Source organism: Amycolatopsis sp. NPDC050768, from assembly GCF_040654155.1.
Lineage (GTDB): Bacteria > Actinomycetota > Actinomycetes > Mycobacteriales > Pseudonocardiaceae > Amycolatopsis.
This window is the reverse complement of the sequence record NZ_JBFAHL010000014.1, coordinates 238,842-252,115: the sequence shown is the minus strand read 5'-3', so window position 1 is coordinate 252,115 and position 13,274 is coordinate 238,842. Positions and strand designations below refer to the sequence as shown.

Genomic DNA, 13,274 nt, shown 5'->3' with positions numbered 1-13,274 from the left:
TTTCGCGAGCCGCCAGGGTGTTCCACGCAGTTCGCCCATCTCGGACATCGCGGCACACCTCAGTCATCAGTTGATGTCATCACCCGATGACTTACCCTACTCCCGAGCCGGCTGCGTGGCAGCTGTGATCTCCGTCAGCCGAAGTGGACCACCTCGCTCGAGGCCAGCGAGGCGCCCGCGGTGGCCAGTTCGGCAGCAACCGCTGCGGAGGCCTCCGCAGCGGGAACGGAGCCGTCGTAGGTCGCGTGGGCGTCGGTGACCAAGGTGACCGGGTGGCCGCGCCGGAGGGCTTCCAGGGTCGTCTCCCGCACGCAGAAGTCGCTCTGCATGCCGGCGACGACGAGGGGCGCGCCGGCGGGCACGAGGGTCGACAGAGGGGTGTCGGCGAAGGAGTCGGGTGTGGTCTTGTCCACCACGTGTTCGCCCGGAAAGACGTCGTGGATCAAGGTCCAGCCCGGCGTTCCGGGCACGTCGGGATCGTCGCCGGTGCCGTTGTTGCGCACGTGCACCACCGGCGCGCCGGCGGCACGCGCGCGGGAAAGCACCGCGGCGATCGCCGGGGCGACGGTGGCCGCGGAAGGCACCGGTTCGGGCGGGAGGAGCATGTTGTTCTGGACGTCGATCAACAGCAGTACGGGGACCATGCCGGAAGCATCGCACCCACCCCCGACAAAAACGCGTCAGTCACGTCGGCGCACACTCGCGGTCGTTCTGCACGGCGAGGAAGCTGCGTGCCGCCGCAAACCGTGTAGTACAGCGGAAACCCGACCCACCCGGTGAGCGCGTCGAACGCCTCCCCGCGACCGGTCCGTTCGCGCTCGTACAGTGCCGGCGAGCGCGGGCACGCCGGTTTCCCACTGCACCAACAGGTCGTAGGCCCTCTTGTCGCGGTACAGCCCGGTGCCGTAGCCGGAATGCCGCAGACGATCAACCGCCGGCAACCGTCGCGCCAGGGTTACCTCAAGGAAGGCACATCAGCCGATCGGCCGGGTTTGTGACCCGATCGCCCGAGGCAGCCCACCTCCCGCGCCGCGATCATGATCATCATGAAGAAGCTCGTCCCGTTGCTGGCGGTCGCCATCGCACTGCCTGCGGTCGTCGCGGCCACGCCCGCGCACGCGGCCCTCGCCTGGACCCCGTGCCGCACCCTGATCAAGGAGTGGGACCAGACCGACGCGCGCACCGAGTGCGCGAAGGTCTCCGTTCCGCTCGACTACGCCCACCCCGACGGCCGCCGCCTCGACCTGATGGTCAGCCGGCTGAAGGCGACGTCGCCGGAGAAGCGCCAGGGGGTGATCGTCGTGAACCCCGGCGGGCCGGGCAACTCCGGGCTCGACATGCCGCTCACCCTGAGCCACACGACCGTGGCGGGCATGGGCGTGGACCACGACATCGTGGGCTTCGACCCGCGCGGTGTCGGGTTCAGCGGCGGCAAGGAGTGCGACGTCGCTCCGGAGGACGGCCCGAATCCCGACCCGAGCGCGCCGCCCGCCGAGCAGTACCGGCAGGGCTACGAGCAGACGGCCAAGCAGAACGCCCGCTGCACCGCGTACGACCCGGAGTTCATCGCGAGCCTGTCGACCGACGTCGTCGCTCGCGACCTCGACCAGATCCGGATCGCGCTGGGCGAGCAGAAGATCAGCTTCTACGGGGTGTCCTGGGGCACCGCTCTCGGCGCTGTGTATCGCAGCCGCTACGACCAGCACGTCGATCGCATGCTGCTCGACTCCGTGATGCCGCCCGACTTCAGCCTCCGCACGATGAACAACGGCCAGGTCGACGCCGCCGAAGCCAACTTCTCCCGCTTCGCCGCCTGGCTCGCCGCGCGCGACGGCCAGTACCACCTCGGCACCGACGCCGCGAAGATCCGCACCGACGTCACCGCCCTCGCCGCCGACCTCGACGCCCACCCGCGCCAGGTCACCGCCGACGGCAAACCGCTCACGTTCAGCGGCGGCAACCTCCGCACCGTGCTGACCTACCAGCAATCCCACTGGCCCGACATGGCCGACACCCTCACCGCCCTGCGCGACGGCAAGAACCCGCCGCTCGTCGGGAACGAGCCGGAGTTCACCGGGTTCGGCCTCGAGGACAGCCACTTCGCCGGCTTGCTCATGCAGGTTTCCGTGCTGTGCAACGACCAGGGCGCCGACCCGAGCGAACCCGCCATGTGGCGCGAGGAGCAGCAGCGGCAGGCTTCGTCACCGCTGTTCCACGGCATGGCCGGCTACCAGCACTGGTGCGCGGGGTGGCCGTTGCCGAAGCAGCCGTGGCACCTGGTTCGCGGGACGAGCCCGCTGCAACTGGTGGCCCACCGCACGGAGACGACCACCCCGGCGTCTTGGGCGCAGGACATGCGCCGCCACCTCGGCGGTTCGCTCCTGACCGTCGACAACGGCGCGCACGGCTCCCTCGACCTCGTGGCGTGCGGGTCGAAGGCGGTGGAGTTCTTCAGCACCGGGCGGACTGCCACGGGCAGCTGCCCGGGCGAGCCGGCGATTTAGTCCACACAGGACTGTGGCAGGGCCGGGCCCCGCAGTCGGGGCCCGGCCCGCGCCCGCCGCCGCAGAGGTGGGGGGAGGGACCACAGCGGCGGGCTATCCCTTACGTACCCGGCGGTAGCGCCCGTCAATCGTCCGGGTGACTGCGATCTCCGGAGCCTCGGGTCGCGACGGCTCTGATCTCGGCTGACCTCCATCACGACGCCGCCGAACACCGAGCGATTCCGATTCCTACCAAATCACGACGACCCTGATTCCGGCCGCCGTCAACCGCCGGAACTGCTCCGATCTCCGCGGCACCCGGACCAGCGCGGATCACCGGAGTGGCATGCAGCTCCACGGCCCCGCTCCGAAGCCGGGGTCGCCACGATCATCGTTCCGAAGTCAGATCTTCGTGGCTGGGAAACCGTCGTCAATTGTCGGGGCGGTCGCGGTCGCGGCGGGGCGGCCAGGCGCGCGGTTCCCGGTCCCGTCCGGACGGATCGGGAGCCGCCGGGCGGGACCGGGAAACCGGGGGCCCCGGCCAGGCCGGGTCGGTGATGATCTTGCCGGGGCGGGTGCGCCGACGGGTCGGCGGGGTCGGGCGCGGGGGCGCGGCTGCGGGCCAGTTCCGCGAGTCGGTGCCGCGGTTGCGGGGCTGCGGGAGCGCGAACGGTTGCGTCAGCGTCGAGTCCGGGCCGCCGAGGCGCTGGGCGACGGCGTTGGGCACCGGGCGTTGCCGCGCCATGGGGTAGCGCGCCAGAGGGTCGACCTCACCGCGGGAGCGCGCGGCCGGCCCCAGGCGGTGGCGGGCCCCGCCGCGCGGCGCGACCGCAACAGGCGGTTCAGGCGACAGCAGCCGCCGGGCCGAAGGCGCCTCGGCCGGCTGCCTGGGGCCGCGCGGCAGGGCCGAGCGGCGGAGGTGCACCAGGGCGAGCGCCGCGAACACCGCGGCGACCGTCGCGAGGGGCCACCAGGCCTGCATACGAGCTGCTCCCGTCGTGGAGGGTCCGCAGCAAGAGTGCCCGTTCCTCCCGGCGCCGAGCGGATGACCACACGCGTGGGTGTCACCCGGATCGGGGGCGCTTACTCATACACGACGTACGCGGGTTTCGGCGTGAGCGCGAGTACCTCGGACGGGGTCATCAGCGCGGCGCCGTGACGCGTGTCCTCCTCGTAGAACAGCTTGAAGCCGGCCAGCACGTGCGCCGGTTTGGCCGCCATGAGCGTGCGCCAGGTCGCCTTCTTCGCCGCCGCGCTGCCGATGCCGTCGACGACCTTCACGATGGACACGCCCGGGTGCGGCCCCAACCCGGCCTCGTCGCGGACGATCGAAGCCGCGACCTGGTGGTAGGCCATGATCTTGTCGGGCAGCTGACGGTCCTGGGCGCGCTGAGCGAGGTAGGCCGCGACGCCGTCGAGCTCCGCGCCCGTCGTCCGCCCGAACTTCTCACCCGGCACCACCCCCGGCTCGACGGCCCACTCCGGGTCGAGCGCGACACCGACGTCCGGCTCGGCCAGCCACCGCTCGTACGCCCGCACCTCGGGCAGGAAATCCGCGCGGCCGGGCTGGATGTTGAGCAGCAGCACACCCTTGAGCGCCCGCGCTTCGGCGAGGTAGCCGGCGATCGTGGCGTCGGACGCGCGGGTGCGGTACATGCCGTCGGGGCCGGGCGTGCGGTGGGCGGCCGTCGCGATGAGCTCGACGACGGGCGTCACCGCCTGCCGGTACGCCCCCGCCTGCCCGACAAGCCTGCGCCCGGCCGCCGCGAGATCACCGGTCATCTCGCCGAGGGCTTTCGCGTGCGGCGCACCGCAGTAGCCGACGAGCAGGCTCGTGGCCAGCGCGTTCGGCGGTGGAGGGGGTGGCGGCGGTGGCGACAGTGGTGGCAGTGGCGGCTGCGAAGAGGACGGCGGTGGCGCCCCCGCCGGCACCCGTCGCGACACCGCCCCGCACGCGCTCACGACCATCCCCGCGAACGCCGTCGTGAATACCGCTCGACGGGTGAACCTCGGCTCATGACGCATGCATCCTCCAAGCCGGCAGCGGTGGGGAATCCTTTGCCAGCGCCGGAAAAGTACCCGCGTGATCGACTTCCGAACCGGCGTTGAAACACGAGATTTCCCTTGAACCACAACGAATCGGCCAATTTCCCAGCCAGCGGAACACCTTCACCCGAACAGCCTCATTACAACAGCACTTATATAAGTCCTGTTACACTCCCCCCATGCCCGAGTTCACCGATCCCACCGAGCAGAGCCTCTGGCGCCCCATGCGCCTGCTCCAGCACGCGATGGACGACGACATCGGCCGCCTCTACACCGAGCGCGGCATCGAAGGTCTCAAACCGAGTTTCGTCATGGAGCTCCTGCGCCTGCACGCGCGCGGGCCGATGACGATCACCGAGCTGGCGGCGTCGGTCGAGCGGACGCACTCGGCGTTGAGCCAGAAGGTGGCCGCCATGCGCAAAGCGGGCCTGGTCATCACCACCACGGGCGACGACGCGCGCAGCAAGAAGGTGGTGCTCACGCCCAAGGCCGAGGAGATCGTCGGCCGGCTCGCGGCGGAGTGGCGCGCGACGGAGGCGGTGCTGGCCGACCTCGAGGCCGAGATCCCGTACCCGTTGAGCAAGGTGGTCGTGGACGTCGAGAAAGCGTTGGCGCGCAAGAGCTTCCACGACCGCATCGCCGAGAAGCTCGAAAACGACGAGGCCTGGCGATGAGAGCGCAGCTGCTCGACGTGACGCCGTTGCGCACGTCGCCGCAGTTCCGGCGGCTGTGGATCGGGCGCACGTGCTCGGTGCTCGGCGCGCAGCTGACGCTCGTGGCCGTGCTGTTCCAGGTGTGGGAACGCACGGGCAGCACCGTCTGGACGGGCGCCGTCGGTCTGGCGCAGGCGTTGCCGATCGTCGTGTTCGGGCTGTTCGCGGGCACCGTCGTGGATCGCGTCGACCGGCGGCGGTTCTATCTGGTGATGACCGTGGCGCAGGCCGCGTGCTCGGTGCTGCTGGTCGCGCAGAGTGCGGTGCCGGGGTTCCCCGTCGGCGGGGTGCTGGCGATCCTCGCGGTGCAGTCGTGTTTCGTCGCGGGCAGCGGGCCGGCGTCGCGCACGTTCATCCCCCGGCTGCTGCCGCGCGAACAGCTCGCCGCCGGGCTCGCGCTCAACCGGATTTCCTTCCAGGGCTGCATGTTGGTCGGCCCCGCGATCGGCGGCGTGCTCATCGGCTGGGTCGGCGTGACGGACTGCTACGCCGTCGACGCCGTGACGTTCGGCTGCGCGTTCTACGGCGCCTTCGGCCTGCCAGCCATGCAGCCCGACGACTCCGCGCGCCCCGGCCTGCGCGGCATCGCCGACGGCCTCGCGTTCCTCGTCCGCACCCCGCCGTCCGCGGCGCGCTCCTCACGGACCTCGCCGCGATGGTCCTGTCCATGCCGACGAGCCTCTTCCCGCTCGTCAACGCCGAACGCTTCGGCGGCAACCCGCGCACCCTCGGCCTGTTCCTCACCGCGATCGCCGTCGGCGGCGTGGCGGCGTCCGTGTTCTCCGGCGTCTTCACCCGCCTGCCACGGCCGGGGCTGGTGATGCTGGTGGGGTCGGCCGCTTGGGGTCTTGCGCTGACGCTGTTCGGGCTCACCACGGATCCGTTGCTGGGCCTGGGTTTCCTGGCACTGGCCGGCGCGGCGGACACGGTGTCGGTGGTTTCGCGGAGCACGGTCGTGCAGCTGCACACGCCCGACGAGCTGCTCGGGCGGGTTGCCGCGGCGGAGCAGATCGTCGGACAGGCGGGGCCGGACCTCGGCAACCTGCGCGCGGGCTTGGTGGCGGCGCCGACGTCTGCGCTGGCGTCGCTCGTCAGCGGCGGGCTGTTGTGCGTGGCCGCGGTCGCCGCCGTCGCCGTGACGACGCCGAGCTTGCGGCGGTTCGCCGTTCGAGGCTAGGACAACCCCTTGCGCAGAGCCGAAATGCGGTCCACCGACGCCGTGAAGTCCGGGATCGAGCCGAGGTTCTTGGCGAGCGCGTCGGCAGCCGCGTCGCCCTGGTTGACGTCGCGGCCGGAGGCGAGGATGAGGTCGACGCCCGCCTTCGCGGCGAGCACGGCGCGGTTGCCGGTGTCGCCGTAGTCCTGGAGGGCGCCGGCCTCGAGGGCGTCGGTGATGGTGACGCCGCGGAAGCCGTCGCGGCGGCGCAGTTCTTCCTGCACGACCGTCGGCGAGAGGCCCGCCGGGTGGCTCGCGTCGAGCGCCGGGTACACGGCCCACGACAGCATCACGAGCTTCGCGGCCGTCCCCGCGTACGGCGCTTCGTCCTTCGTACGCAGCTCCGGAAGCGGCACGTTCAACGTCACCGGCGCGACGTCCGTGTTGCTCCCCGCCGGCGCCGCCCCCAGCCCGGGGAAGTGCTTCGCCGTCGACGCGACGCCCGCGGCCTGCTCCGCGGCGACGAAGTCCCGGCCCAGCGTGCCCGCCTTGGTGGCGTCGCTCGAGTACGAGCGGCCGTATTCGTCGATGAAGTTCCCGGCCTGCCGGTAGACGTCGAGCACGGGCGAGAGGTTGACGTTCATCCCCACGCCCGCGAGATTCTTCCCGGCGCCCGTGCCGGCCGCTTTCGCCGCCGCCTCCGGGTTCGCCGACTGCCCCACCTGTTTCTCCGACAGCGTCGGCTCGCCCGGCAGCCGCCGGACCTGCCCGCCTTCCTGGTCGGTCATCAACAGCAACGGCCCGCGCACGGGACTCTGCGCCGCCGCGTCGCGAAGCTGCTTCACCACGCCCGCGATCTGGCTGCTCGACGAGATGTTCTCGCCGAAGAAGATCACCCCACCCGCTTCACCTGCGCGAATCCGCTGCAGCAGCTGCACCGGCGGCGTCAACCCGGCGTACGAGTAAATGACCCGCTGCCCCGCCAGCTGCCTCGGCGTCAGCTCCCGGGCGCCGGCCGCCCCAGGCACCGCCCCCACCGTCACCACGGCCACCGCGACGGCGGCCACCACCTGCACGACACGCTTCATGGCACTCCCTCCAGTGGCCCCACGGTAACGCCTGCGCGTGACGGGCGAAAACTCTCCGACCGAAGGGTGCGCGATGTCCGAAATCTGCCAGTGCGGCGCCCTGGCCGAGTTGCCCCGATAAGCGCCCACCACCGACAATCGCGCCTGCACCGATCCGGCAACCCTGAATCGGCCGAATGGACTCACCGAAACCCCCGCCCTCCCGTCTTCGCCGCAAGGGTCGCCGGATCCGTCGCCGCAGGGGTTGCTGCCGCACCGCATGGGCCGGAACATCAGCAGATAGGGCTACCGTGCCGCACGTGAGCTACTTCCTGACCCGCGTCCTCACCATGCTCGACCAGGGTGGCGACACCGTCCTCTTCCACCACGAAGGGCGCGCCACGACCTACAGCGCGGCAGCCGACACGCTCCGCCGGATCCACACCGGCCTCAGCGGCACAACCGGCATCGTGGCGATCGACTCGCCCAACCGGCCCGAAGTGATCCTCGCGCAGGTCGCCGCCCAGTTGCGGGGGCTCGAAGTGCTGCTGGTGGCAACGTCAGCCAGCAAGCCGGCCAGGGAAGCGGCCCTCGAGCAGACCGGTGCCACCCTCCTCGACCTCGACGAGCTCACCACCGGCAAACCGTCCACTCCGGACACCACCCCCGACCGGGTCACCGCGATCTTCCCCACCGGCGGCACCACCGGCACCCCCAAGCTCATCCGCCACACCGGCATCTACGACGGCATGGCCCACATCTTCACCCCCGACGGCACCCAAACCGTCCTCATCACCGCCCCGCTCACGCACATGACCGGCAACGCCGCCGCGCTCGGAGCACTCCTGAGCGGCAACAAAGTCGTGCTCCGCACAAGCTTCGACGCCGAAGAGCTCCTCCGCGACATCGAAAACCACCGCGTCACCAGCCTCTCCCTCACCCCACCACGCCTGGCAAAAGTCCTCGACAGCCCGGCGCTGGCCGGCACCGACGTCTCCAGCCTGAAATCCCTGTCCCTCGGCGCTGCCCCGCTTCCACCGAAAAGGCTCAGACAGGCGCTCGACACGTTCGGCGCAAAAGTCGGCCAGGGATACGGCCTCACCGAAGCACCGATGATCGCCAGCATCTCCGCCGAAGAGCTCACCCGGGACCACCGGCTCGGCTCCGTGGGCCGCATCGTCCCCGGCATGGAGGCCCGCACGGAGAACGGCGAGATCCTCGTCCGCGGACTGTCCATGATGGACGGATACCACGGCGAACCCCCGATCGCCGACAGCTGGCTCCCCACCGGCGACCTGGGCCACTTCGACGACGACGGCTACCTCTACCTCCACGACCGCATCGCCGACGTGATCATCACCGGCGAGCACGGCACCAAGGTCGCCTCCACCGCCATCGAGCACACCCTGCTCACCCACCCCGCCGTCAAAGCCGCGGCCGTCTTCGCCGTCCCGGGAAAGAACGGCGAGGGGGAACTGGTTCACGCCGTCGTCGTAGCACGAACCACAGAAGCCGAACTCCGCCACCACGTTCGCGAAGAACTCGGCGGAGACCACTTCGTACCGTCCACCGTGGACTTCACCGACGAGCTGCCCCTCACCCCAGTGGGCAAAGTGGACAAACGAAAGCTGGCCGAACCCTTCTGGTCCGGCCACTCCCGCCATATAGCTTAAACAGCGCCCATAAAAAGAAGAGCCGGTGTGTGCACCCCCCGTCGGTGCACACGCCGGCTCTTCGGCTACGGGTTACTTCACTTGTCGCCGAAGCGGATCGAGGCGACCTGCTTGTCGAAACCGATCTTGCTCAGGTCGGGCACGCTGGCCGTGATGACCATCGACTGACCGGTGCAGTTCGGGCCCTTCCAGAGCTTCACCGGGCCACCGCTGAGCTGGATCGAGGAAATCTGCGTCGGCTGCGGGTTGGCGACACAGCCCGGGCCCGCCACACCGAAGGAACCGTTGGGCTCGGAGAAGTTGATGCCGCTGTCGAGGATCGCGCTGCCGTTGCCGAGGGTCACGCCACCGGGAGGAGTCGTGGTGCTCGAGGACGGCGGCGTCGCGGTCGACGAAGAGGACGCGGGCGGGGCGGCCTGGCCGCTGGAGGCGGGGGCGCCACCCTTCGGCAGGACCTTGCCACCGGTCGGCGAGATGGCGAACCAGGTGCCGCCGACGCCTTCACCGTTGATGTCGCCGGCCTTCTTGTCGCCGGAGAAGCGGTAGAGCGCCCAGCCGCCGATGGTGACCTGGCGGGTGCCGTCGGCGCGGGTCAGGATGCCGATCTTGGCGGCGGGAACACCGTTGACGAAGATGCGCGAGCCCGGCTTCACCAGCACCGGCGGCCACTTCACAGCGCAGTCACCGTTGCAGTTGGACGTCGGCGGCTTCGGGCTGTCCTTGTCGAAGCGGTAGAGCGTCATGCCGGCACCGTCGTGGACGATCGGGTTCAGGCCACCGGCCGAACCGCGGGTCAGCTGCACCCACTTCATCGCGGCGTCGTCGGTGCGCGGGCCCTTGTAGTCGTCGCCCTGGCTCAGGTCCGCGCCGTTTTCCTTGGCGGTACCGGTCTTGTAGTCGACGCCGGTCGTCGGGTCGGTGCCTTCCTGCGAGGCCTGGGCCTTGCCGCCCTCCGGCGTGACGCCGAACCACGTGCCGCCCACGCCCTGGCCCTTGGCCTGGCCCGGCTGCGAGTCGCCGCTGAACTTGTACACCGGCCAGTTGCCGATCGTGACCTGCAGCGTGCCGTCCTGGCGCTTGACGAAGCCGACGTCGTTCTTGTCGATACCGTTGAGGAACACCTTGCCGCCCGCCTTCACCGTCACCGCCGGCCAGGTCTTGGCGCAGTCACCGTTGCAGTTGGACGTCGGCGGCTTCGGGCTGTCCTTGTCGAAGCGGTAGAGCAGGAAGCCCTTTCCGTTCAGCACCACCGGGTTCAGGCCGGACGCGGACCCGGCGTCGAGCTCCACCCACTGCTCCGCGGCGTCGGTGTCGGACGGGTCGGCGAAGTCGCCGGTGTTCTGCGGCGCGCCGTTCTCCTGGGCCGTCCCGGTCAGGAAGTTGACCGACGACGCCGTGTCGGTGCCCCCGGCACCGGCTGGAGCGGCACTCGGCGTGCCGGCGGTGGAACCGCACGCCGTCAGCGCCGCCACACCCGTCGCCACCAGGGCGGCGAGCATCGCAACTCGAGTACGCAACATTTCGGGTTTCTCCCTGTCAGAGCCGACTGCCGGAGATGGCGAGCCTTTGATGACCGGTACACGGGTGTGGTCCCCGTGAGGGTTCACCGAAGTTTCGTGACGGCGGTCACACGCAGCCAAAACGCGAACTCCGTGCCAGGACAGCAAAAAAGCGCTGCCCGTTCATCCAGTCCACACTGGACGAACGGGCAGCGCCCTTCGAAGAACCTACAGCGAGGCCGACACGAACTGGTGCCCGTCGGTGTTCTCCACGAGCACCGACGCGACGTTCGCCGGGTCGACGAGCGCCGAACCGTCGAGGTTCACGCCGTCGCTCGCGGCCTTGTCCGACACCAGCCAGTTGCCGGCGATCTCACGGCTGCCGTCCTTGCCGACCACCACGAGCCGGCACTTCTGCCCCTCCGGGATGCCGGTGACGGACGCGTTGAGCCGCACCCAGCCGACCGCCGGCGTGACGGCGACGTTCAGCCGCGCCCCGGAGGCGGACTCGCCCGCCGCGTTGCGGGTTCCTGGTGCCACAGTGGCCGGCGCGGACACCGTTGGCGCGGCGACGGCCGAACCTGGCCCACTGTCGCCCGACTTACCCACGAGCACGCCCGCGCCCAGCGCCGCCGCGGCGACGACGACCGCCGCCGACGCGGCCAGGATCCGGCCCCGGCCGCGGGCACCCGCCGACTCCGACCTGATCTGCCGCAACGTGCGTTGCAGCAGCAGGTCCGCGTCGTCCGGCGGCCCGTCGAGCAGCGCCTCGGGCGGCAACGCGCCCAGGAACTCCTGCATCTCACGCAATGACTCCACCTCCTCCCGGCACTCCGCGCAGGTCGTCAGGTGCTGCTCGACGTCCTGCTGGTCGGTTGTGCCCGCCTCGCCGGCCACGTAGGCCTCGAGGTCGAACCGGTCGCTGTGCGAAGTGTTCATCAGGCGGCCCCCACTCCCAGTCGCTGCGACCGGAACTGCTCACGCAAAGCGCGCAACCCGTAGTAGGAGCGCGATTTCACCGTGCCCGGTGGTATGCCCAGTTTCTCGGCGGTCTCGCCGACCGTCCGCCCGTGCAGGTACACGTGTTCCAGGACTTCGCGGTGCTCGGCGCTCAGGTCGTCCAGCGCCGCGAGCACCACCATCGAGTCCACGACCTGGTCGGAGTGGTCGCGCGCCACCGGCACGGTGGTCGGCGACTCCGCCACCTCTGTGGGCCGCGCGGCCCGCGCCCGGATCTTGTCCGTGACCAGGTTCCGCACCACGGTCAGCAGCCAGCCCCGCACCGAGCCCTTGCCGTTGACCAGGCTGTCGGGGTGTCGCCAAGCGCGCACCAATGCCTCCTGCACGACGTCTTCCGCCGCCGCTCGATCACCGAGCAGCCTCGTGGCGTACGCCAGCATCGCCTTGCCGTGCTCCTCGAACAGCGAGCGCACGAGAGCCTCGTCGGCGACCTGCTGGCGATGACGGGTCCTCAACCCGGCCATCCGCTACCACCCTCCCGAGTCCCGCAAGGTGCGGGATCTCCTCACCTCCACGAGGGGCACACGGATGGCGAGCGGGGGTCAGTTCAGCGGATACCGAATCGTGACCAACGCCACTGTCCGGCCTCGGGCGTCAGGCAGAGCAGTGCTTGCCGGAGTTCACGCAGTCGACGACCGTCGCCATCAGGGCGTCCGGCATCACGTCGATGAAGTCGGCGTGGTCGGAGACGGGGTTGTTCAGCTCCTCCGGGAACGAGTCGATCGCGTACTCCGCGCCGGCCGGCACGGTGTAGGAGATCTCCAGGTGCAGGCGCGGAACGGCGAACGTGCCGGCCTGGCACGCGCCGTTCGGGGCCGGGAAGACCAGGTGCGACTTGTGGTTGGCGCTGTCGGTGGTGCGGCCGTTCCAGCAGCTCGGGAAGTCGAAGAGCCGCACGACCTGCTGGCCGGCCGGGCAGCGCGGGTACTGGCGCCCGACGTGGTCGCGGCTGCCGGAGCACGTCCACTGCACGTGGTCGGTGCCGACGCCGCCCTGGGTGTACCCGTGCGGGTTGCCGGTGTTGGCGCGCAGGAAGCGGGGCATCTGCACGACGTTGGTGACCGGGCTGCCCTGGTACTCGATCAGCACCGAGTCCGGCACGAGGATCCGCCCGAACACGGTCTGGCGCGCGTCGCCGTGGGGCAGGCGCAGCACGGGCCAGTAGTAGGTCGACTTGTCGCCGGCCTGGCAGGTGGTGCCGGCGGCGGCGAGGGAAGCGTCGGTGGAGAACGCCGTGGTGGAGTCGTTGCCGACGTAGTCGTGCAGGTGGTGCGCCCCGCCGGCGACGCCGGGGCTGATCACGACGTTGTCGGAGTTGTGGCGCCCCTCCTCGTCACGGCCGCAGCCGATGCGCCAGGTGCCGCTCGACCCGCCCGGCTGCACGGCGGGCGCCGGCGGCGCGACGGGCAGCGCCGAGACGTCGGCGAAGTAAGCGGGGGAGACGGTGTGCTCCTCCTCGTGCGCGCCGGCCGTGAGCGTGTTGTAGCCGAACACGCTCGCCGGCACGGCGATCAGCACCAGGACGATGGTGAACACGATCCACCCGGGCGACCAGCGCCGCCGCGATTGCGAACCCACGTGGATCATTTTCACACTGTCAAGATCGCGACGTGCGCG

At 70.5% G+C, this 13,274-nt stretch carries 12 protein-coding genes and 1 pseudogene; 5 read left to right on the top strand and 8 right to left on the bottom strand.

Going from position 1 to position 13,274, the window contains the following annotated elements; translation table 11 throughout:
- Nucleotides 1-134 precede the first annotated feature (134 nt).
- Nucleotides 135-644: an isochorismatase family protein gene (locus tag AB0H62_RS35110; protein WP_360590862.1), complete on the bottom strand. Its 510-nt coding sequence runs from the start codon at nucleotides 642-644 to the stop codon at nucleotides 135-137.
- 402 nt (nucleotides 645-1,046) lie between these two features.
- Between AB0H62_RS35110 and AB0H62_RS35105 the strand changes: the two genes are divergently transcribed.
- Nucleotides 1,047-2,504 carry an alpha/beta fold hydrolase gene (locus tag AB0H62_RS35105; RefSeq protein WP_360590860.1) on the top strand — a complete coding sequence of 486 codons (1,458 nt, stop codon included), beginning with the start codon at nucleotides 1,047-1,049 and terminating at the stop codon, nucleotides 2,502-2,504.
- Between the two features lie 409 nt (nucleotides 2,505-2,913).
- Here the strand turns inward: AB0H62_RS35105 and AB0H62_RS35100 are convergent, their stop codons facing one another.
- Together AB0H62_RS35100 and AB0H62_RS35095 are read right to left on the bottom strand one after the other, a co-directional pair.
- Nucleotides 2,914-3,465 (bottom strand): hypothetical protein, encoded by a 552-nt coding sequence (locus tag AB0H62_RS35100; RefSeq protein ID WP_360590859.1) that lies wholly within the window; start codon nucleotides 3,463-3,465, stop codon nucleotides 2,914-2,916.
- Nucleotides 3,466-3,566: 101 nt separating this feature from the next.
- Nucleotides 3,567-4,508, bottom strand: a complete 942-nt coding sequence (locus AB0H62_RS35095) for a hypothetical protein (RefSeq protein ID WP_220243899.1) — start codon at nucleotides 4,506-4,508, stop codon at nucleotides 3,567-3,569.
- Nucleotides 4,509-4,708: 200 nt separating this feature from the next.
- On the opposite strand from AB0H62_RS35095, the gene AB0H62_RS35090 reads away from it, so the two are divergent.
- The 3 genes and pseudogenes from AB0H62_RS35090 to AB0H62_RS35080 all read left to right on the top strand — a co-directional run bounded on the left by AB0H62_RS35090 (nucleotide 4,709) and on the right by AB0H62_RS35080 (nucleotide 6,419).
- Complete coding sequence (locus AB0H62_RS35090) at nucleotides 4,709-5,203, top strand: ArsR family transcriptional regulator (RefSeq protein ID WP_220243900.1); 495 nt, start codon at nucleotides 4,709-4,711, stop codon at nucleotides 5,201-5,203.
- Nucleotides 5,200-5,793 (top strand): annotated as a pseudogene (locus AB0H62_RS35085) (MFS transporter); the annotation flags it as partial. The gene AB0H62_RS35090 and the pseudogene AB0H62_RS35085, both read left to right, overlap by 4 nt.
- Nucleotides 5,794-5,897: 104 nt before the next feature.
- On the top strand, nucleotides 5,898-6,419 hold the full coding sequence (locus AB0H62_RS35080; protein ID WP_360590857.1) for an MFS transporter: 522 nt from the start codon (nucleotides 5,898-5,900) through the stop codon (nucleotides 6,417-6,419).
- On the opposite strand, the gene AB0H62_RS35075 is transcribed toward AB0H62_RS35080, so the two are convergent.
- Nucleotides 6,416-7,486 (bottom strand): glycoside hydrolase family 3 N-terminal domain-containing protein, encoded by a 1,071-nt coding sequence (locus tag AB0H62_RS35075; protein WP_360590855.1) that lies wholly within the window; start codon nucleotides 7,484-7,486, stop codon nucleotides 6,416-6,418. The genes AB0H62_RS35080 and AB0H62_RS35075 overlap by 4 nt on opposite strands.
- Before the next feature lie 299 nt (nucleotides 7,487-7,785).
- On the opposite strand from AB0H62_RS35075, the gene AB0H62_RS35070 reads away from it, so the two are divergent.
- Nucleotides 7,786-9,138 carry a fatty acid--CoA ligase family protein gene (locus AB0H62_RS35070; RefSeq protein ID WP_360590853.1) on the top strand — a complete coding sequence of 451 codons (1,353 nt, stop codon included), beginning with the start codon at nucleotides 7,786-7,788 and terminating at the stop codon, nucleotides 9,136-9,138.
- Between the two features lie 77 nt (nucleotides 9,139-9,215).
- Here AB0H62_RS35070 and AB0H62_RS35065 read toward each other — a convergent pair whose 3' ends face one another.
- The 4 genes from AB0H62_RS35065 to AB0H62_RS35050 all read right to left on the bottom strand — a co-directional run bounded on the left by AB0H62_RS35065 (nucleotide 9,216) and on the right by AB0H62_RS35050 (nucleotide 13,235).
- Entirely contained in the window at nucleotides 9,216-10,658 is a 1,443-nt protein-coding gene (locus AB0H62_RS35065; protein WP_220243904.1) for a hypothetical protein, read from the bottom strand.
- 207 nt (nucleotides 10,659-10,865) lie between these two features.
- A complete protein-coding gene (locus AB0H62_RS35060; protein WP_220243905.1) occupies nucleotides 10,866-11,576 on the bottom strand; it encodes a zf-HC2 domain-containing protein in 711 nt (236 codons plus the stop codon).
- Nucleotides 11,576-12,121, bottom strand: a complete 546-nt coding sequence (locus AB0H62_RS35055; RefSeq protein ID WP_220243906.1) for a sigma-70 family RNA polymerase sigma factor — start codon at nucleotides 12,119-12,121, stop codon at nucleotides 11,576-11,578. Before AB0H62_RS35055 ends, AB0H62_RS35060 begins: the two co-directional genes overlap by 1 nt.
- A gap of 130 nt (nucleotides 12,122-12,251) precedes the next feature.
- A complete protein-coding gene (locus AB0H62_RS35050) occupies nucleotides 12,252-13,235 on the bottom strand; it encodes a DUF1996 domain-containing protein (RefSeq protein WP_220243907.1) in 984 nt (327 codons plus the stop codon).
- Between the last annotated feature and the right edge of the window lie 39 nt (nucleotides 13,236-13,274).

Coding starts and splice junctions, on each gene's coding strand:
- AB0H62_RS35110 (WP_360590862.1), bottom strand. CDS start 644: ATGGTCCCCGTACTGCTGTTGATCGACGTCCAGAACAACATGCTCCTC.
- AB0H62_RS35105 (WP_360590860.1), top strand. CDS start 1,047: ATGAAGAAGCTCGTCCCGTTGCTGGCGGTCGCCATCGCACTGCCTGCG.
- AB0H62_RS35100 (WP_360590859.1), bottom strand. CDS start 3,465: ATGCAGGCCTGGTGGCCCCTCGCGACGGTCGCCGCGGTGTTCGCGGCG.
- AB0H62_RS35095 (WP_220243899.1), bottom strand. CDS start 4,508: ATGCGTCATGAGCCGAGGTTCACCCGTCGAGCGGTATTCACGACGGCG.
- AB0H62_RS35090 (WP_220243900.1), top strand. CDS start 4,709: ATGCCCGAGTTCACCGATCCCACCGAGCAGAGCCTCTGGCGCCCCATG.
- AB0H62_RS35080 (WP_360590857.1), top strand. CDS start 5,898: ATGGTCCTGTCCATGCCGACGAGCCTCTTCCCGCTCGTCAACGCCGAA.
- AB0H62_RS35075 (WP_360590855.1), bottom strand. CDS start 7,486: ATGAAGCGTGTCGTGCAGGTGGTGGCCGCCGTCGCGGTGGCCGTGGTG.
- AB0H62_RS35065 (WP_220243904.1), bottom strand. CDS start 10,658: ATGTTGCGTACTCGAGTTGCGATGCTCGCCGCCCTGGTGGCGACGGGT.
- AB0H62_RS35060 (WP_220243905.1), bottom strand. CDS start 11,576: ATGAACACTTCGCACAGCGACCGGTTCGACCTCGAGGCCTACGTGGCC.
- AB0H62_RS35055 (WP_220243906.1), bottom strand. CDS start 12,121: ATGGCCGGGTTGAGGACCCGTCATCGCCAGCAGGTCGCCGACGAGGCT.